Genomic DNA, 20526 nt, shown 5'->3' with positions numbered 1-20526 from the left:
TCCGCCGCTTGCAAGCGGACCGTTGCGGCGACTAGGCTTGCTGCGATGGTCCGTTTCCTGCTGCGCCGGCTCACCGTCGCCATCCTTGTCGCGTTGACGGTGCTGACGCTGAGCTTCCTGCTCACGCGCCTGTCGGGTGACCTTGCGATTTCCATCGCCGGCCCGAACGCGACGCAGGAGGATGTGGACCTGATCCGCCAGGCCTATGGGCTGAACCGCCCCCTGGCCCAGCAATATCTGGACTGGCTGCTGCGCGCCGTGCAGGGCGATTTCGGCGAGAGCTATTTCTTCAAGGACCGCGTCGCCAACCTCATCGCGCATCGCCTGCCCATCACCATGACGCTCGGGCTGGTGGGGCTGCTGATGGCGCTGGTGGTGGCGCTGCCGCTCGGCATCATCGCCGCGGTACGGGAAGGCAGCTGGGTGGATCGCGGCGTGATGCTGGTGGCGCTCATCGGCCAGGCCATGCCCTCCTTCTGGCTCGGCCTGATCCTGATGGTCGTGCTCGGGCTGAACCTGGGCTGGCTGCCGATCTCCGGCACCGGGGGCTGGGAGTACTACGTCATGCCCGGCATCGTGCTGGCCTTCTCCGCCATCCCGTCGCTGATGCGCCTGACGCGCAGCGGCATGGTGGAGGCGTTGGCCTCCGACTACATCCGCACCGCGCGCGCCAAGGGGCTCTCGCGCCTGTCCATCCTTGTGAAGCACGGCTTCCGCAACGCGGCGATCCCGGTCGTGTCCATCGCGGCGGTGCAGCTGGGCTTCATGCTGGGCGGGTCCATCGTCATCGAGACGGTCTTCGCCATGCACGGCGTCGGCTACCTGGCGTGGGAGAGCATCAGCAAGAACGATTTCCCCGTCGTTCAGGCGGTGATCCTGGTGCTGGCGCTGATCTACATCGCGCTGACCCTGCTGGCGGACCTGCTGAACGCCGTGCTCGACCCCAGGCTGCGCACGGCGTGAGCGGCGCCATCCTTCCGGGCGTCGGCGCCACGCGCCGGCTGCTGCGCAACGCGAGCTTCCTGCTCGGCGCGCTGGTGGTGGGGCTGGTGGTGGTGGTGGCGATCCTCGCCCCCTGGATCGCGCCGCACGACCCCTACGCCATCGACCTCTCCCGCCGCCTGGTGCCGCCGAGCTGGATGGAAGGCGGCACGCCGCTGAACCTGCTCGGCACCGACCAGCTTGGCCGCGACTACCTCTCCCGCCTCATCCATGGCGCGCGCATCTCGCTGGTGATCGGCGTGGCCACCGTCATCACCTCCGGCCTCATCGGCACCACCATCGGGGTGCTGGGCGGCTTCTATGGCGGGCGGGTGGACGATGTCGTGATGTTCGCCATCACCGCGCGGCTGTCGATCCCCGTGGTGCTGGTGGCGCTGGCCGTGGCCGGGCTGCTCGGCACCAGCTTCCTGCTGGTGATCCTGGTGCTGGGCCTGCTGCTGTGGGACCGCTTCGCCGTCGTCGCGCGCGCCACCACCATGCAGCTGCGCACGCTGGACTATGTCAGCGCCGCCTGGTGCGCCGGCGCCTCCCACGCCAGCGTGCTGCTGCGCGAGATCCTGCCCAACATCGCCACGCACCTGGCCGTGGTGGCGACGCTGGAGATGGCGCTGGCCATCCTGCTGGAAGCCGCGCTGTCCTTCCTCGGCCTCGGCGTGCCGGCGCCGCTGCCCTCCTGGGGCCTGATGATCGCGGAGGCGAAGGAGTACATGTTCTTCACCCCCTGGGTCATCCTGGTGCCCGGCATCGCGCTGTTCGTGCTGGTCTTCGGCGTGAATTTGCTGGGCGACGCGCTGCGCGACATGCTCGGCACGGACCTGTCCCGATGACCCCGCTGCTGGAGGTGCAGGGGCTGCGCGTTACCTTCGGCACCACCGAGGCGGTGCGCGGCGCCTCGCTCAGCGTGCTGAAGGGGGAGACGCATTGCCTCGTGGGCGAAAGCGGCTGCGGCAAGTCCGTCACCTCGCTCGCCATCATGGGGCTGCTGGCACGCGGCGGCCGGCGGCAGGCGGAGGTGCTGCGCTTCGCGGGGCAGGAAATCGGCGGGCTGGGGGAGCGGGCGATGTCGCGGCTGCGCGGCGATCGCATGGCAATGATCTTTCAGGAGCCGATGACCAGCCTGAACCCGGCCTACACCGTCGGCAGCCAGATGACGGAGGTGCTGCGCCGGCATCGCGGCACGCCGCGCGCCCAGGCGGTGGACCGCGCGGCGGAGCTGCTGGGCCGCGTCGGCATCACCGCGCCGGGCCTGCGCCTCGGGCAGTTCCCGCACCAGCTCTCGGGCGGGTTGCGGCAGCGCGTGATGATCGCCATGGCGCTGATGTGCGACCCCGAACTGCTGATCGCCGACGAACCCACCACGGCGCTGGACGTCACCGTGCAGGCGCAGATCCTGCGGCTGCTGGAAGGGCTGCGGCGGGACCTCGGCCTTGGCGTGCTGCTGATCACGCATGACCTCGGCGTGGTGGCCCGCATCGCCGACCGCGTCTCCGTCATGTATGCGGGGGAGGTGGTGGAAAGCGCGCCGACCGCGCAGCTTTTCGGCGACCCGCAGCACCCCTACACGCGCGGGCTGCTGGCCTGCGTGCCGGTGCCGGGCAAGGTGAAGCGCGGCGATCCGCTGGGCAGCATTCCCGGCGTGGTGCCGCGCATCCCGCCCGGCTTCGCCGGCTGCGCCTTCCGCGACCGCTGCGACCACGCCCAGCCCGCCTGCGCCGGCGCCATTCCGCGCCGTGCCGCCGCGCCGGGGCATGAGGTGCTGTGCACGCTGCAGCCGGGCTGGGCGGGGCGGCAGGCCGCATGAATCCGGCCATCGAGGTGCGCGGCCTTCGCCGCGTCTTCCGCGTCCGCCAGGGGCTTTTCGCCAGGCCGCGGGAGGTGGTGGCGGTGGATGGCGTGTCCTTCGCCGTGCCGGCGGGCAGCGTGCTCGGCGTGGTCGGCGAAAGCGGCTGCGGCAAATCCACGCTCGCGCGCATGATCCTCGGCCTGATGCCGCCCAGCGAGGGGGAGGTGCTGGTCGATGGCCAGCGCCTGGACACGATGGACCGCCGCGCGCGGGCACGGCTGATCCAGCCGGTGTTCCAGGACCCCTTCTCCTCGCTCAATCCGCGCCGCCGCGTGCGCGACATCGTGGCGCAGCCGCTGGCCGCGCAGGGCGACATTCCGCGCGCGGCGATGCAGCGCCGGGTGGCGGAGGCGCTGGAGCGCGTCGGGCTTTCGGCGGAACAGGGCGGCCGCTTCCCCTCCCAGCTTTCGGGCGGCCAGCGGCAGCGGGTGGCGATCGCGCGCGCCCTGGTGCTGCGGCCGCGCATCGTCATCTGCGACGAGCCGACCAGCGCGCTGGATGTCTCGGTGCAGGCGCAGATCCTGAACCTGCTGGCGGAGCTGCGCCGCGACCTCGGCCTGACCTACCTGTTCATCAGCCACAACCTGGCGGTGGTGGAGCATGTGGCGAGCGAGGTGGCGGTGATGTATCTCGGCCGCATCGTGGAACGCCAGGAGTCGGAGGCGCTGTTCCGCGATCCGCAGCACCCCTATACGCGGGCGCTGCTGGACAGCGTGCTGACGCCGGAGCCGGGGCTGGGCGTGCCGGATGTGGGGCTGGGCGACATCATGCCGGATCCGGCCAATGTGCCGCCGGGCTGCCGCTTCCACCCGCGCTGCCCGAAGGCCTTCGCGCCCTGTGCGACGCAGGCGCCGCGCCTTACGGCGCTGCCGACCGGCCAGGTGGAGTGCCACCTGGCCGGATAGCGCACCCGGCTATTTCCACTTCGCCAGGTAGAAGCGCGGCAGTTCGTCTGGGAAGGCCTTGAAGTCGAGCTGCCGGTTGAAGGCGTAGGTGTTGACATAGGTGTGCAGCGGCACCCAATAGGCCTGTTCCGTGATGCGCTTGATGGCGGCGGAATAGGCCGCGTTGCGCACCGCCTCGTCGGCGGAGGAGCCGCCTTCCACCAGCAGCCGTTGCAACGTCTCGTCGCGGGCGTAATCGTCATTCGTGTTGCCGAAGAAGTTCGGCAGGATGGCGGAGACGTCGTTGATCGAGTAGCTGCCCCAGCTGCCCATGGACATCGCCAGCTCGCCACGCCAGGCGCGTTGGATCTGGGCGGCCACCTGCAGCAGGTTCAGCCGGGCGCGGATGCCCACCGCCTGCAGGTAGCTCTGCACCGCTTCCGACCATTGCCGCGGCTGCACATAGCTGGTCAGCTCGATGTCGAAGCCGTTCGGGTAGCCGGCCTCGGCCAGGAGCTGCTTCGCCTTCTCCGGATTGTAGTCGTACTGGATGGCGGCATCGGCGTTGCAGCCGAACTGCGAGGGGTAGCAGGGCGCGACCGGCACCCGGGACCCGCCGCTGACCAGCTTCTCCGCGATGGTCTTCCGGTCCAGCGCATGCCACACCGCCTGGCGGACCTTCAGATTCTTCATCGGTGTGTCGCCACTGCGGCCGGCCGCATCCAGGCTGAGATAGCCGATGCGCATGGATTCCTGGCGCAGCGTGGTCAGGAAGGGAATGCGGTTGACGTTCGCCACCTGGTCCGGGTTCATGTTCCAGATCCAGTCGACCCGCTGCGCCAGAAGCTCCGTGAGTTCGGTCGCCGCATCGGTCACGAAGCGGACGGTGATGCGGCGGATCGCCGGCCTGCCCTTCGGCCCACCCGCATAGTAGCCATCGAAGCGCTCGTATTCCACGCCGCTGGCGACATCGAACTTGGTGATGCGGTAGGGCCCCGTGCCGATCGGCGCGCGGCTGTAGCCCTCGGCGCCGACACGCTCCCGGTACGCCTGCGGCCAGATCGGCGTCACCAGCGCCAGGTAGTCCAGCGCCGCCGGCGTCGGCCGCTTCAGGTGCAGGCGCAGCTTGAAGTCGCCATCGGCTTCCGCGCGGTCGATCCAGGCGTAGTTGCTGGGCGTGGCGACCCGGGTTTCCGGCTTGGAGACGGTGTTGATGGTGTAGGCCGCGTCCTTCGCCGTGAAGTCGCTGCCGTCATGGAACTTCACGCCCTGGCGCAGGGTGAATTCCAGCAGCAGCGGATTCACCCAGCGCCATTCCGTGGCCAGCGCCGGCACCACGCGGAAGCTCTCCGGGTCGCGATGCACCAGCCCGTCCCACGCCTGGTGCCCGAGGATCAGCCCGGTGCGCTGGCTGTTGAAATAGGGATCGATGTTCGGCACCGCGTCGCGGAACACCAGCCGCAGCGTGTCCTGCCCGCGCTGCGCCTGTGCTTCCCCCGCCAGCAGGCCGGGGATCGCGAGACCCCCCGCGGCGGCGATGCCCTTGCCCAGCAGCCTGCGTCCGATGCTCATCTTCCAGCTCTCCCGTTCTTGTCCGGGCAGCCTAGGAACGGCGCCGCCCGCCCGCAAGCAGAGTTCACGGCGCGCCGAGTGTCTGCGTCCAGCGCGCCGCCCGCGCGATGCGCGCCCAGTCGTGCAGCATCGGCACCATCGCCGTGCCGGCCCAGACCGCATGCTGGTCGGCATAGTGCGGGCTGCCGGGATGGCCGGAGGCGCCGTGGAAAACCGACCAGCGGCTGTTCTCCCAGGCGCCGACGTCGAAGGCGTAGCGCGACAGCGCGCCATAGGCCGCGGCATCGCCCGCGGCGGCGAAGAAGCCGGTGGCCAGCACCGTGTCCGTGTCGCCGCCGACCGGCAGCGCCGGCGGGTCCAGCAGCGGCGCCCAGTCCGGGAACAGGGCCGAGAGCGGGTGCGCCAGCGCCGGCCGGTGCGCCTCGCCCCAGGGCCGCGACGCGCTGGCCGCCTCCTCCAGCGCCTGGCGCAGCGCCGCATCCCAGTCCAGCCCGCCGAGCAGGCCGCAATCCTCGTTCCGCAAAAGGGTCGGCAGCATCCACCAGAGCTGGTTCGCCGGCGCCACGCCGGGCGGCACCGCCAGCAGCGCATCGCCCGCCAGCGCGGCCAGCCCGCTGCGCGCCAGCAGGATGCCGGTCAGGGCGCGGCGGAAGCCGACATAGGCGGTGGCGGCGGCCGATCCGGCCTCCATCCGGCCATTCCATTGCAACAGCTGTTGACGCAGCGCGGCGGCGCCGGGCGCGGCGGGCGCCGCCATCCGGGCCAGCCGGTCGCGGATCAGCAGCGCGTTGGCGGACAGCGTGTCGCCATGCAGGGCGGCCGCACCCTCCACGCTGCGCGCCTCCGGCTCCGCCCGCAGACGCTCCAGGATGCGCTGCGCGCGATAGGGCGGGTGGCAATCGGTGCAGAGGTAGTCAGGCCCTTCCTCCGCCGCGATGCGGTTGTTGGCGGTGACGATCAGCCCCTCCGGCGGGTCCATCACGCGCGGCATCGCCGCATGCGGGATCATGCCGGCCCAGTCATGCGCGGCGATCCAGCCCGGCACCGGCAGCCAGCCATTGGCGCGCGGCCGCACCGGCACCAGGGCGCGGACCTGATGGCCGATCTGCCCTGCCACGTCGCCGGCCACCAGGTTGTGGTCGATCAGCCCCCAGCCGCGCGTCGCCTCGAACAGCGCCGCCACGCTGCCGGCGCGCAGCATGCGCGGCAGGCAGTCGAAGGACAGGTCGGTCACCACGAATTGCACGGAGCGCAGCGCCAGCGCCTGGCCGTGCACCGGATCGCCCGCGATCACCGGGCCGTGCCGCGTCTCCAGCACCTCGAACGTCCGCGGTGCGCCGCCGCGCACGGCGATGCTCTCCTGCCGCCGGGTCACCGGCACCCAGCCATCCGGCCCGCGGCTGTGGCTGGCGTCGGCGTCGAAGCGTTCCAGGTACAGGTCGTGGATGTCCACGAAGGCATGGGTGACGCACCAGGCGACCTGGCCGTTATGCGCGAAATGCGGGAAGCCCGGCACGCCCGGCACGGTCAGCCCCACCACGTCGAAGTCGCGGCAGGCCAGGTGCCCTTGGGCGTACATGTTCGGGATCTCGAACACCCGGTGTGGGTCGCCGGCGACCACCGGGCGGCCGGTGGCGGAACGTGCCGGCGCCACCGCCCAGTTGTTGCTGCCGCCGCCGGTCTGGTCCACCGTCCCGGCCTCCAGCAGCGCCAGGATGGCCGGGCGCAGCGCATCCAGGTCCGCGGCCAGGCGCGCCGCCTCCGCCCCCGGCGGCACCAGCAGCAGGTCGCGGCCGCCATCGTCGTAGCGCAGCTTCGCGATGCCGTCGGCCCCCAGCAGCGGCAGCGCCGCGGCGCGCCACAGCTTGAACCAGACCGAGCCCATCAGCAGGCCGAGCCGCCGCATCACCGCGATGGGGTGCCAGGGCTCCCACCGTTCCGGCACCGCCTGCAGCAGCGTGTATTCGATGGCCGGCGGCGCGCCGCTGTCGAGGAAGGCGTTGATGCCGGTGACATAGGCTTCCAGCATTGCCTGCGCCTCCGCCCCCAGCGCGGCGAAGTCGCGCCGGCTGGCGCTTTCCGTCCCCAGGCGGCGGGCCAGGATGTCGCCCGCGGCGGCGGCCGCGCCCAGCCACTCTGCCGCCCGGCCCAGGGCGCGGCGGCGGTTCAACTCCATCTGGAACAGCCGGTCCTGCGCATGCACGAAGCCCTGGGCGCGATAGGCGTCCGACGCGCCGCCCTCGGCACGGATGTGCGGGATGCCCCAGGCGTCGCGCTGCACCGTCACCGGCGCGGCCAGGCCCGGCAGGGGCAGGGCCCCATCCAGCGGTGGCAGGGCGGCGCGCAGCGCCTCGGGACTGGGGTTCATGCGGGGCCTTCCGACGTTTCCAGTCACGCATCTGGCCATGGGATTGCCCTGGCGTCGATATATCAAATACGATGACGCCATGAGCGCCAGCCTCCTCCGCCCCGAACCGGGCGACATCGCCTTCCTCGCCCCTGTCGGCCGGGACAACCTGACCGGCCGCGTCTATGGCGAGCTGCGCGCCGCGCTGATGGAGGGCCGCATGCGCCCCGGCCAGCGCCTGAAGATGCGGGAGCTGGCGCTGCAGCTCGGCGTTTCCGAAACCCCGGTGCGGGAGGCGGTGATGCAGCTGGTGCGCGAACGCGCGCTGCATATGGAACAGGCCAAGGCCATCACCGTCGCCGGCCTGACCCTGGCGCAGTACCGCGAACTGCGCCGGGTGCGCGCGGCGCTGGAAGGCCTGGCGGCGGAGGAGGCGGCGGTGCGGATCACCGCCGGGGAGATCCGCGCCCTGGAACGCGCCCATGCCGAGCTGGTGCGCGCCGAGGCGGCGGAGGAGGGGCCGGCGGCGGTGCGCGCCAATTGGCGCTTCCACCACGGCCTCTACCGTGCCGCCGCGATGCCGGAACTGCTGGCGGTGATCGAGGGCATCTGGCTGCGCAACGGCCCGATGCTGAACCACCTGTATCCGCATGCGCGCCCCACCTATCCCGGCCGCCACCGGCATCTCGACATCCTGGACGGGCTGCGCGCGCGCGATCCGGCGGCGACGCGCAGCGCCGTGCAGGCGGATATGGAGGAGGGCGGCGCCGGGCTGCTGCGCCACCTGACGGCGCTGGCGCAGGACGGCATGCCGTGAAGCAGCAGCCGATCGGCACGGAGACCCCCTGGTTCCGCCTGGAGGTGGAGGAGGCCGACTGGGCCGCGGAGGACCCCGCCGCGCTGCGCGCCTGGATGGAGCAGCTGCTGCTGATCCGCCGCTTCGAGGAGAAGATCCTGGAACTGCACGGCGCCGGGCTGATCCATGGCCCGGCCCATGCCTCGATCGGGCAGGAGGCGGGTGCCGTCGGCGCCATGTCCGTGCTCGGCACCGGGGACAAGATCAATGGCACCCACCGGGCGCACCATCAGATCCTGGCCAAGCTGCTGAACGCCACGCTGGCCCCCGGCTACGACCCGCTGCGCGATGCGCTGCCGGATGCCGCGGGCACCGCGCTGCGGCGCACCATGGCGGAGATCATGGGCCTGTCGCAGGGCTACAATGGCGGCCGCGGCGGATCGATGCACATGCGGATCGCGGCAGCCGGCATCGTCGGCTCCTCCGCCATCATCGGCGGCAATGTGCCGCATGCGGTGGGCTATGGCCTGGCCGACAAGGTGCTGGGGCGGGACAACGTCTCCGTCGCCTTCTTCGGCGACGGCACGCTGATGGCCGGCCAGACTCTGGAGGCGATCAACCTGGCGGCGCTCTACCGGCTGCCGGTGATCTTCTTCCTGGAGAACAATCTCTACGCCGTCTCCACCCATGTGGCGGAGCAGACGCGGGAAACCCGGCTGACCACGCGCGGCGCGATGTTCGGCGTGCCCGCCCTCGAATGCGACGGCATGGACGTGCTGGCGGTGCGCCGGGCCATGCAATGGGCGCGGGCGCGGATCGCGGCGCAGGGCGGGCCGGTCTTCGTGGAGGCGCTGTGCTACCGCTTCCTGCACCAGTCCGGCCCGTTGCTGGGCAGCCAGTTCGGCTATCGCGACCGGGCGGAGGAGGAGGCCTGGCGGGCGCGCGACCCGGTCGAGACCCTGCCGCCGCGCCTGGCGCGGATGGGCGTGCTGGACGCGGCCGGCCTGGCAGCGCTGCAGGCCCGTGCGCAGGCGGCGGTGGACGTCGCGGCCGCGGCGCTGACGGAGACGCCGCCCGGCGCCAATGCGCCGCGGCTGCGCGCCGGGCTGCTGCCGGCGGCGGCGAGCATCGACGAAGGCATCCGCGGCGACCTGGCCGAATTGCGCGGGCTGCGGGTGCAGGAAGCCGATGCGGTGCCCGCCGCGGCGCGGCAGACGGTGAAGTACATCGACGCCGTGGCCGCGGTGCTGCTGCACGCCATGGAGCGCGACCGGCGCATCGTGCTGATCGGCGAGGATGTGCACCGGCTGCGCGGCGGCGTCTCCGGCTCCTCGAAAGGGCTGATGGAGACATTCCCCGAACGCGTCTTCGCCACGCCGATCTGCGAGAACGGCTTCACGGGCATGGCGCTGGGCGCCGCGCTGTGCGGGCTGCGGCCGGTGGTGGACATCATGTTCGGCGACTTCACCATCGTCGCCGCCGACCAGATGTTCAACGGCATCGGCAAGTTCGCGCACATGTTCGGCGGCGGCTTCGGCATTCCGCTGGTGGTGCGCGCGCGGGTCTCGCCGGCGGCGGGCTATGGGTCGCAGCACTCCATGGACCCGTCCGGGCTGTTCGCGGCCTATCCCGGCTGGCGCATCCTGCACCCCTCGACGCCGCATGATTACGTCGGGCTGATGAACGCTGCCCTGGCCTGCGAGGATCCGGTGCTGATGATCGAGCATCAGGGCCTGTTCCAGACCAGCGGGCCGGTGCCGCGGGACCTCGACTATATCCTGCCCTTCGGCACGGCGCGGCGGGTCCGGCCGGGCGCGGCCTGCACGGTGCTGACCTATGGCGCCATGGTGGCGGAGACGGAGGCGGCGGTGGCGGAGACCGGCGTCGACGCGGAGATCCTCGACCTGCGCTGCCTGGATATCGAGGGCATGGACTGGCCCGGCATCGAGGCCAGCATCCGCCGCACCAACCGCGTGCTGATCGCCGAGCAGACCGCGCATGGCACGGCGCATGGCGCCCGCTGGGTGGACGAGATCCAGCGCCGCTGCTTCGACTGGCTGGATGCGGAGATCGGGCGCGTGCATGGCAGCCGCGCCGCGCCCGTCGTCTCCCGCCCGTTGAACGAGGCGGCGCTGGCGCAGGCCGCGACGGTGGCCGAGGGTCTGCGGCGGCTGATGCGGTAGCGGCGCCGGCCTGCCAAAGCCGGCGCTCCGGGAAGTTCGCCCGTTGCCCGACCCTGGACGGCACGCCCATCACGACCAGATCCCATGCCATGGAGCGCCGGATGCCCGAATCCCATTTCGCCAACACCAGCCGCGACGCGGCGCTGCGCGAGCGTGCCGGGCGGGTGATCCCGGGCGGGCTCTGGGGCCATCTCAACGCCGCGCGGCTGCCCGAGGGCTACCCGCAATACTACAGCCGCGCCGAGGGCTGCCGGCTGTGGGACGCCGATGGGCGGGAGGTGGTGGATTTCATGTCCTCGTGGGGCCCGATCGTGCTGGGCCACCACCATCCGGCGGTGGAGGAAGCGGCGCAGCGACAGGCGGCGCTGGGCGATTGCATGAACGGTCCGGCGCCGGTGCTGGTGGATCTGGCCGAGCGGCTGGTGGAGACCATCCCGCACGCCGCCTGGTGCCTGCTGTCGAAGAACGGCACGGATGCGACCACCGCCTGCGTCACCATCGCCCGCGCCGGCACCGGCCGGCGCAAGCTGCTGGTGGCCCGCGGTTCCTACCACGGCGCGGTGCCCTGGTGCTCGCCCTCCATGGCCGGCGTCACCGCGGAGGATCGCGCGCATCTGCTGTTCTACGACTACAACGACGCGGATTCGGTCCGTGCGGCGGCGGAGGCGGCGCGTGGCGACCTGGCCGGCATCCTGGTCACCGCCTTCCGCCACGACATGGCCCGCACCCTGGACCTGCCGGCGCCCGGCTTCGCCCAGGCGCTGCGGACGATCTGCGACGATCAGGGCGCGGCCCTGATCCTGGACGATGTGCGCGCCGGCTTCCGGCTGCATCTTGGCGGATCGTGGGAGACGCTGGGCGTGCGGCCGGACCTCGCTGCCTACAGCAAGGCGATCGCCAACGGCCACCCCCTCGCCGCCGTGACGGGCCGCGAGTGGCTGCGCCGTGCGGCCACCGAGGTGTTCACCACCGGCTCCTTCTGGTGCGGCGCCGTGCCGATGGCGGCCGCGCTGGCGACGATCGCGGAACTGCACCGCATCGACGGCCCGGCCCGGATGCGGGCCATGGGCCAGCGCCTGCGCGACGGGCTGGCGGCCGGCGCGGAACGCCACGGCCTTGCCATCCTTCAATCCGGCCCGCCGCAGATGCCGCTGCTGCAATTCGAGCGCGATGTCGATTTCCGCCTCGGCGAGGCCTTCTGCGCCGCAGCGCTGGCTGCCGGGGCCTATTTCCACCCGCGCCACAACATGTTTCTCAACTGCGCGCACGATGCCGCGGCGGTGGATCGCGGGCTGGCGGCGGCCGAGGAAGGCTTCGCCGCGGTGGCGCGCCTGTCACCCTGAAGGCGGCCGATGATGCGCCCAGGGCCGGTCCTCCTCCAGGATCGCGCCCAGGCGCAGCAGGCTCATCTCCGCGCCCCAGGGCCCGATGAACTGCACCGCCGTCGGCAGCCCGTCCCAGGCGAAGCCCGAGGGGATGGTCAGCGCCGGGTGGCCGGTGAGGTTGAACGGGTACATGTAGCTGCTCCAGCCCTGCCGGGTGATGCCGCAGAGCTCGCCCTCGATCTCGATCTGGCCATCGGCGGCGTCGAAATCCGCCGGCAGGGCGGTGCGAGTCAGCGTTGGCGTCACCAGGATGTCGTAGCGGTTGAACAGGCCCTGGATCGTGCGGAACAGCTGCGTGCGGGCGAATTGCGCCTCGCGGAACTGGGTCAGCGAAAAACCCGCGCCGCGTTCCATGAAGGCCAGCAGCACCGGGTCCATCCGGTTGTGCCACTGCGGCAGATGCGGCGTGCAGCTCACGAAGAAGCCCGCCTGGTACATGATGCGGCCCTGGAACTCCATCCAGTCGATGGCGTCCGTCACCTCCTCCACCAGGGCACCGCGCGCCTCCAGGACATCCAGGCTGGCCAGCGTGTTCGCCGCCATCTCCGTCTGCACCTTCGCGTTGCAGGCGCGCGCGATGTAGCCCACGCGCAGCCCGTGCAGGTCGCCGCCCACCAGCCCCGGCGGCAGCGGCGCCAGGCCCGGCCCGCGCAGGCTCTGCGCATCGCGCTCGGCCGGCCCGGCGATGACGGAAAGCATCACCGCCGCGTCGCTGACCGTGCGCGTCATCGGCCCGGCATAGACGTTGTTCGCGAAGGTGTCGGCGGAGGCCTCCCACGGCACGGTGCCGAGCGTCGCCTTCAGGCCGACGATGCCGCAGCAGGCCGCCGGGATGCGGACGGACCCGGCGCCATCCGTGCCCAGCCCGAGCGGCCCCAGCCCCGCCGCGACCGCCGCCGCGGCGCCGCCGGAAGACCCGCCGGTGGTGCGCGAGAGATCCCACGGGTTGCGCGTGGTGCCGAAGGCCGGCCCATCCGTCAGGCCCTTGTGCCCGAATTCCGGCATGGTGGTCTTGCCCAGCAGGATGCCGCCTGCCGCCTTCAGCCGCGCCGCGGTCGCGTCGTCCCGCACTGGCACGTTGCTGGCGAAGATGGCGGAGCCATGCGTGGTCAGGACATCCGCGGTATCCACCTGGTCCTTGATGTGCAGCGGCACGCCGTGCAGCGGGCCGAGCGCCGCGCCCGCCATCACCGCCTGCTCCGCCCGGCGCGCGCTGTCCATCGCCTGGTCATGCAGCACCGTCACGAAGCAGTTCAGCCTTGGCTGCGTGCGGTCGATCGCCGCCAGCACCGCCTGCGTCAACTCCACCGGCGACAGGCGGCGCCGGCGGATCAGCGCTGCGGCCTGGGTGGCCGGCATGAACAGCAGATCCGTATCGTCCATCGCCCGTTTCCTTCTTGCGCATCCCGCTTCCCGGGGATCATGCTGGCATAGGATATATCGAACGGCGAGGGGCCAACCCCGCCCAGGGAAGAGGAAATCGGAGCATGTCCCAAAGCCTGATCGGCCGCCGTGGCCTGATGGCAGGCGGTAGCGCCCTGGCCGCCGCCGGCCTCATCCGCCCGCCCGGGGCGCGCGCTGCCAGCCAGCTCAACCTGGTGCTGGAATCGGAGGTCGTGATCCTCGACCCCTACATGACCACGGCGGCGATCACCCGGACCTTCGGCTTCCATATCTTCGACACGCTCTACGCCATGGATGGCCAGGGCCGCATCCAGCCGCAGATGGTGGAAGGCCACACCACCTCCGCCGACCGTCTCACCTGGACCTTCACCCTGCGGCCGGGGATGAAGTTCCATGATGGCACGCCGGTCACCTCCACCGATGTGGTGCTGTCGCTGCAGCGATGGATGCCGAAGGATGCGCTGGGGCGGATGCTGCGGGATGCGCATGCCAGCCTGACCACGAAGGGCACGCTGGGCTTCGAACTGGTGCTGAAGCGGCCCTTCCCGCTGGTGCTGGACGTGCTCGGCAAGCCCAACGCGCCGGTGCCCTTCATCCTGCCGGAACGCCTGGCGCGGACGCCGGGCGATGCGCGCATCACGGAGATCATCGGCTCCGGCCCCTTCCGCTTCCGGCCGGACCAGTACCGACCCGGCAACTACATGGTGCTGGAGAAATTCCCCGACTACGTGCCGCGCCGGGAGGCGCCTGATTTCCTGGCCGGCGGCAAGGTGGTGAAGGTGGACAGCCTGTCGCTGCGCGTCATGCCGGACCAGGCGACGGGTGCCACGGCGCTGCTGGCGAACGAGATCGACTACCAGCAATATGTGCCGTTCGACTGGATCCAGCGCCTGGAACGCTCCCGCGACATCCGCCTGCTGTCGCTGGGTGGGCTGCACCAGTTCCAGGGCAATTTCCGCCTGAACCACGCGGCGCCGCCCTTCGACGACCCGGCCGTGCGCCGCGTGCTGTGGAAGCTGGTGGAACAGAACACGGTGCTGCAGGCGATCGGGATTCCGGAACGCTTCCGCGCCCCGCAATGCCCGAGCTTCTGGATGTGCGACGCGCCCTACAGCACCACCGCCGGTGCCGAGGGCGCCACCTTCTCCATCGCCGAGGCGCGGGCGGAACTGGCGAGGACTGCCTATCGTGGCCAGCCGGTGATCTTCCTGGAGGTGGCGGGCTCCATCTCGCAGACCGCGGCGCTGGTGCTGGTGGAGAACATGAAGGCGGCCGGCTTCACGGTGGAGGAGCAGCAGATGGATTGGGGCACGGTGCTCGCCCGCCGTGCGCGCCGCGACGGCTGGAGCATGTTCTCCGTCTACTCGAACGGCGTCGACATGCTGACGCCGCTGACGCATTTCTACGTCGCCAATACCTGCGCCGATTATCCCGGCTGGTCCTGCGACCCGCGCATCCCCGCCCTGACGCGGGACTTCGCCAATGCCGAGACGCCGGCCGAGCGCCAGCGCCTGACGGCGGAGATCCAGCGCCTGGCCTATGCGCTGACGCCTTCCGTCATGTGGGGCCAGTTCACCATCCCCGCCGCCTACCGCACCTCGCTCAGCGGCCTCATGCAATCCTCCTTCCCGATCTTCTGGAACGTCGAGAAGGCGTAGCAGTCCGCGACGCCTGCCCCGCCACGCCCCCAGGCTCTCCCGCGCCGGGGCGCGGGCCAGGCCCGCGCAGCGCCGGGCCCACCCTGCGCGGACAACCCCCGCGCAGGGTGCGCCGGCCGGGGGTCGCGGCGCCTTGCGCCCAGGTGCAGCCCATTTGCCTACCGAACCGACCGCCTGCGGTTGTTGCACCCCTGATCGGGTATTGTAGGCGAATGTAGGCAGTATGTCGGCTGGCATGGCCGGCCCCGGGCCTGCGCCGCGCGCTCAACTTCCCGCCCCGTGCGTGGAAATTGATCCACATCTGACCAGGGTCTTGCCAGGCGGTGGCAGGGCGCTGCCATCGCGCGCGCCGTTGCTCGGCGCTTCGCGTCCCTGTGATCCCAGTTGCGGCCGGCCCGCGCGCCGCCCGCCATCGCGCCGCGGCCTGGTCCGCCGGATGGCCGCGAGACGGCGTCGCACGCAGAGGTTGTGTCGTCGTGATCCTGTCGGACCGGCGGTCGTTGACGCCTTGCCCTACAATACTCGACAGAAACGGGGCTAAGCGCAGCCACCACTCTCGGTTACTTTCCCGTGAGCCAAGCTTATCCGGCCTAAAACAGGTGGAGGCGCATGTTCATGGACGACAGCCGAGAGGGACGGGCGCGTGGAGGCGCCGGTTCATTTCATATTCCGGCCCAGGAGTGTCGGAGCGTCGCCTCGGCTATTGGGGAAGAGAGCCGTCTTGACACAATGGCTGTGCCAGAATTCTTGCGCCCGTCGCCGCGTGCTGCACTGGCGGCGGCGACCCTCGTCCCGGCTTCGTCCTGGCCATCCCGCGGGCGCGGCCCGCACCGCCGCCCCTTGCCGGCCCAGGCGCCCCTGTCACGCCGGCCAGCGCCCCGCCCCGATGGCGGTCTGGCGCGTGTGAACGCCGCTGTGCGCGGACATGCGAGACGCCTAGGCGCAGCGCGGCCCTGACCGCCTGAGACGATCCCGCCACCCGCCTGGGGTGGCTGAAGCAATTCCATTCACGCCGCGGTGCGACGCGCCGGCATTCACGAATAAGACGGGACCTTGAGCATGAGCGCGATCAACGGCAACGAAACCAGCGAAGTGCTGCTGGGCGACGACACCGTCGCCGACACCATCAACGGCTTCGGGGGCAATGACACCCTGGACGGCCTCGGCCTCAACGACATCCTCGATGGCGGTGAAGGCAACGACAACCTGACTGGTGGCGATGGCCAGGACACGCTGGCCGGTGGCCTTGGCGACGACATACTCAACGGCGGCGATGGCAACGACGAACTCGGCGGCGGCAGCGGGAACGATATCCTCAACGGCGGCTTGGGCAACGACACCCTGGAAGGTGACAATGGCGACGATGTGCTTCAGGGCGGCGATGGCAACGATTCGCTCGAAGGTGGCAGCGGCGCCGACACGCTGATCGGCGGCCAGGGTGCCGACACGCTGAATGGTGGCGACGGCAACTACGACATCGTCGACTATTCCGGGGCGTCGGGCCCCATCGACCTCGCCCTCGGTTCTTTCACGGCCACACTCACCGGCGGCGACTCGGACGTGCTTTCGGGCTTCGAGTTCGCGATTGGAACCGACTTCGACGACACGATCTCGGGCAGCGCCGGACCGCATTGGTTCAGCGGTGGCGACGGCGACGATTCGCTCGCCGGCGGAAACAACAACGATTCGCTCGATGGCGGTAGCGGCAACGACACCATCGGGGGCGGCGGCGGCAACGACCTGCTCTCCGGTGGCGAAGGCAGCGACTTCGTGACTGGTGCTGACGGCGCCGACACGCTGACCGGCAACGACGGATTTGATACGCTCAGTGGCGGCGCCGGCAGCGACAGCCTCGACGGCGGCGACGGCGGCGATTCGCTGAACGGCGGCGCTGAAAACGATCGCCTGATCGGCGGCCTCGGCGACGACACCCTGCTGGGCGACCTCGGCAATGACACGCTGCGCGGCGGCGAGGGCAACGATCTGATCGACGGTGCCGACGGCATCGACACGGCGAGCTACGAGGGCTCGGGGACCGGTGTCGTCATCGACCTCGGCCTCGACACCGCGGACGGCGGCGATGCGACGGGTGACGAGCTGAACGGCATCGAGAACCTCATCGGCAGTTCCCATGCGGACACCCTCAACGGTGCCGCGGATGGCAACGAGCTCGACGGCGCTGGGGGCGACGACAGCCTGTCCGGCGGCGATGGCGCCGACACGCTGATCGGTGGCGCTGGGGCAGACACGCTGGTGGGCGGCGCGGGCTTCGATATCGCCGACTATTCCGACTCCTCGGGTGCCGTGGTGGTCAACCTCACCACCAATCTGGGCACCGGCAGCCATGCCGAGGGTGACACGCTCAGCGGCATTGAAGGCGTGATCGGCAGCGACGGGGACGACTATCTCGTTGGCAATGACCTTGGCAGCATGTTGTCTGGCGGTAGCGGCGATGACTCGCTGGTCGGCGGCAACGACATCGATACGCTCCAGGGTGGTTCAGGAAACGACACGCTGAGTGGGTTGGAGGGGCCCGACTCGCTGTCCGGCGGCAACGGCAACGACTCCCTGTTGGGCGGTTTGACCGCCGACACGCTGGATGGCGGCAGCGGCGACGACACGCTGATCGGCGGCGAGGGCAACGACACGCTGATCGGCGGCGACGGCAACGACACGGCGGACTACTCGACCTACACCGGTGCCGCACTCATCCTCGACCTGACCGCCGGCACCAGTTCTTTCGGCGATTCGCTGGTTGACGTCGAGCATGCGATCGGCACCACCTTAGCCGACACGCTGGACGGCTCCACGGCAGACAACTCGCTGAGCGGCGGACTGAATGGCGACATCCTCAACGGCCTCTCGGGCGCTGACACCCTGCTGGGTGGCAACGGCGGCGACACCCTGGATGGCGGCGACGACAACGACCTCCTGGTTGGCGGCAACCAGGAAGACGTGATCATCGGTGGGGCTGGCACCGATACGGCCAGCTATGTCGGCTCCTTGGCCGGCGTGACGGTGGATTTGAGCCTCGATGGGCTCCAATCCGGTGGCGCGGCCGAGGGTGACACGCTCAGCGGCATCGAGAACCTGATCGGTTCCGGCGAGGACGACGCGCTGACCGGCGATGCGGGCGGGAACGTGCTGTCCGGCGAAGCCGGCGCGGATACGCTCGCCGGCGGCGATGGCAACGACACGCTCATCGGCGGCGATGGCAACGACCTGGTTTCCTACGATGACTCCGGAACGGCCGTGCAGGTCACCCTTCTGGGGGGCGTCGGCTTCGGCCTCGGTGGCGACGCGCAGGGCGATACGCTGCTGGGGATCGAGGCGGTCGAAGGGTCGGACTATGCCGACACCCTGACCGGTGGCGCCGGCACCGACACGCTGATCGGCGGCGAAGGCAACGACACCTTCGTGGTCGCCTATGCCGGCATGACGCTGGTCGAGGATGCCAATGAAGGCATCGACACCGTCAGGACCGATCTCGCCAGCTTCACCCTGGCGACGAATCTCGAGAACCTGACCGGCACCTCCACATCGGCGGGCCAGGAGCTGCTCGGCAACAGCGACGACAACGTCATCACCGGTTCCGACCTTGCCGACACGCTGTCCGGCCTCCTGGGCAACGACACGCTGCAGGGTGGCCTGGAGAACGACGTGCTCATCGGTGGCGGGGGCAGCGACGTCATGGACGGCGGTGCGGGCCAGGATACGGCGAGCTATGCCGGGTCCACGGCGGCGGTCGAGGTCGATCTCACGGCCGGCACCGGCTCCGGCGCCGATGCCGAGGGTGACTCGCTGAACGGCATCGAATGGGTCATCGGGTCCGACCACAACGACACGATCACCGGCGACGATCTCTACAACATCCTCACCGGCGGCCTGGGCGACGACCTGCTGTACGGCGGCGGTAACAACGACCAGCTGCTGGGCGGAGAGGGCAACGACACGCTGCACGGCGGCACCGGCAACGACCAGCTCGACGGCGGCGACGGCATCGACACCGCGGATTACTCCTACTCCAACCTGGGTGTGACCGTCTCGCTGGACTCCAACATCGCCACCGGGACCGCCATCGGGACGGACTCGCTGACGTCCATCGAGATCGTGGTCGGGTCGAGCTATGACGACACGCTCACGGGTGGCAGCAGCGACGACTCGCTCTTCGGCGGTGCCGGCAACGACGAGTTGGTGTCCAGCGCGGGGAACGACACGCTGGCGGGTGGTTCAGGTAACGACGTCTATGTCATCAACGGTCCCGACATGACGCTGGTGGAGCTGTTCGGGGCAGGGACCGACCTGGTCCTGACCGACGGGCCCAGCTACACGCTGGGGGATAACATCGAGAACCTGACCGGCACGGGCGACAACCAGGAACTGATCGGCAACCTGCTGGCGAACGTCATCACCGGCACGGACGGAGAGGACACCCTTCGGGGCGGCGATGGCAACGACACGCTGATCGGCGGCGAGGACGACGACACGATCTCCGGCGGCGAAGGCTTCGACATCGTCGACTACAGCGCCGCGGAGGAAGCGTTCTATATCGACCTGGGCGAAGAGGATGCCGAAGGCGAATGGGAGGATGACGACCTCTATTCGATCGAGGGCGCCATCGGCACCGACTACGACGACACCATGCGTGGCAGTGACGAGGCCAACCTGCTGGATGGCGGCGAAGGCGACGACCGCTTCGATGCGACGCTCGGCGCCGACACGCTGATCGGCGGCGACGGCGTTGACCGTGTGAACTACAACACGTCCGCCTTCGTGGCCGGCGTCCTGGTCTCGTTGGACCCGACGCAGCAAAGCGGCCAGGCCACGACCGGCCAGGTGCTGGAGAGCATCGAGGATGTCATCGGCACGCTGGCGGATGACTGGATCATCGGCGACGTGAGCTATGCCGGTGGCTATGTCGACAACACCTTCACGGGCCTCGGCGGTGACGATATCCTTGATGGCGGCTACGGCGCGGATACGCTGATCGGCGGCGAGGGCAACGACCTTCTGCTGGGCGGCGAGGGCTTCGACACGGCCGTCTTCGACGACCTGGACCAGGCGATCGAGGTCAGGCTCGACCTCGGCTACGTCACCCATGGCGTGAACATCGACGAGGTCCTCGCGATCGAGGGCATCATCGGCACCAGCCTCGATGACCTGATGATCGGCGACGCCGAGGACAACGTCTTCGCGGGTGGCGACGGAAACGACACGCTGGAGGGTGGTGCCGGCGGCGACGAGCTGATCGGTGGCGAGGGCATCGACACCGCCAGCTACGCCCATGCCAGCTCCGGTGTGACCGCCTCGCTCGACGATGTACGGCCGGTCGGACTGGGTGTGCAGTCCGTTGACTCGCCGAACACCGGCGAGGCCCTTGGCGACCTCTACGACAGCATCGAGAACCTTGAAGGCTCGATCTATGCCGATGCGCTCTACGGCAATGCCGAGG

Annotated in this window: 11 protein-coding genes and 1 pseudogene; 9 read left to right on the top strand and 3 right to left on the bottom strand. The window is 70.3% G+C overall.

The window, feature by feature from the left end; all coding sequences use genetic code 11:
- Positions 1-45: 45 nt before the first annotated feature.
- The 4 genes from HEQ75_RS09980 to HEQ75_RS09965 are packed head-to-tail and all read left to right on the top strand — an operon-like array spanning position 46 to position 3750.
- Entirely contained in the window at positions 46-963 is a 918-nt protein-coding gene (locus tag HEQ75_RS09980) for an ABC transporter permease (RefSeq protein WP_168029873.1), read from the top strand.
- Positions 960-1829, top strand: coding sequence for an ABC transporter permease (locus HEQ75_RS09975; RefSeq protein ID WP_168029871.1), 870 nt, complete (start codon positions 960-962; stop codon positions 1827-1829). The genes HEQ75_RS09980 and HEQ75_RS09975 overlap by 4 nt, the downstream gene beginning before the upstream one ends.
- Entirely contained in the window at positions 1826-2803 is a 978-nt protein-coding gene (locus tag HEQ75_RS09970) for an ABC transporter ATP-binding protein (RefSeq protein WP_168029869.1), read from the top strand. The genes HEQ75_RS09975 and HEQ75_RS09970 overlap by 4 nt, the downstream gene beginning before the upstream one ends.
- Complete coding sequence (locus tag HEQ75_RS09965) at positions 2800-3750, top strand: ABC transporter ATP-binding protein (protein WP_168029867.1); 951 nt, start codon at positions 2800-2802, stop codon at positions 3748-3750. Before HEQ75_RS09970 ends, HEQ75_RS09965 begins: the two co-directional genes overlap by 4 nt.
- Positions 3751-3759: 9 nt before the next feature.
- On the opposite strand, the gene HEQ75_RS09960 is transcribed toward HEQ75_RS09965, so the two are convergent.
- Entirely contained in the window at positions 3760-5301 is a 1542-nt protein-coding gene (locus HEQ75_RS09960) for an ABC transporter substrate-binding protein (RefSeq protein WP_168029860.1), read from the bottom strand.
- Positions 5302-5365: 64 nt separating this feature from the next.
- A complete protein-coding gene (locus tag HEQ75_RS09955) occupies positions 5366-7669 on the bottom strand; it encodes a penicillin acylase family protein (protein ID WP_168029858.1) in 2304 nt (767 codons plus the stop codon).
- A 79-nt stretch (positions 7670-7748) separates the two neighbouring features.
- On the opposite strand from HEQ75_RS09955, the gene HEQ75_RS09950 reads away from it, so the two are divergent.
- The 3 genes from HEQ75_RS09950 to HEQ75_RS09940 all read left to right on the top strand — a co-directional run bounded on the left by HEQ75_RS09950 (position 7749) and on the right by HEQ75_RS09940 (position 11970).
- Complete coding sequence (locus HEQ75_RS09950; protein ID WP_168029856.1) at positions 7749-8465, top strand: GntR family transcriptional regulator; 717 nt, start codon at positions 7749-7751, stop codon at positions 8463-8465.
- Positions 8462-10627 carry an alpha-ketoacid dehydrogenase subunit alpha/beta gene (locus HEQ75_RS09945; protein ID WP_328733499.1) on the top strand — a complete coding sequence of 722 codons (2166 nt, stop codon included), beginning with the start codon at positions 8462-8464 and terminating at the stop codon, positions 10625-10627. Before HEQ75_RS09950 ends, HEQ75_RS09945 begins: the two co-directional genes overlap by 4 nt.
- A gap of 101 nt (positions 10628-10728) precedes the next feature.
- A complete protein-coding gene (locus HEQ75_RS09940) occupies positions 10729-11970 on the top strand; it encodes an aminotransferase class III-fold pyridoxal phosphate-dependent enzyme (protein ID WP_168029854.1) in 1242 nt (413 codons plus the stop codon).
- Here HEQ75_RS09940 and HEQ75_RS09935 read toward each other — a convergent pair.
- Complete coding sequence (locus tag HEQ75_RS09935; protein WP_168029852.1) at positions 11962-13395, bottom strand: amidase; 1434 nt, start codon at positions 13393-13395, stop codon at positions 11962-11964. The genes HEQ75_RS09940 and HEQ75_RS09935 overlap by 9 nt on opposite strands.
- A 104-nt stretch (positions 13396-13499) precedes the next feature.
- Between HEQ75_RS09935 and HEQ75_RS09930 the strand changes: the two genes are divergently transcribed.
- Together HEQ75_RS09930 and HEQ75_RS09925 are read left to right on the top strand one after the other, a co-directional pair.
- Positions 13500-15074, top strand: coding sequence for an ABC transporter substrate-binding protein (locus HEQ75_RS09930; RefSeq protein ID WP_168029850.1), 1575 nt, complete (start codon positions 13500-13502; stop codon positions 15072-15074).
- A gap of 1059 nt (positions 15075-16133) precedes the next feature.
- Positions 16134-20526 (top strand): annotated as a pseudogene (locus HEQ75_RS09925) (calcium-binding protein); the annotation flags it as partial.

This window comes from Falsiroseomonas selenitidurans (genome assembly GCF_012103215.1).
Taxonomy (GTDB): domain Bacteria; phylum Pseudomonadota; class Alphaproteobacteria; order Acetobacterales; family Acetobacteraceae; genus Falsiroseomonas; species Falsiroseomonas selenitidurans.
The sequence above is the reverse complement of the archived record's forward strand: the minus strand, read 5'-3'. Positions and strand labels throughout refer to the sequence as shown.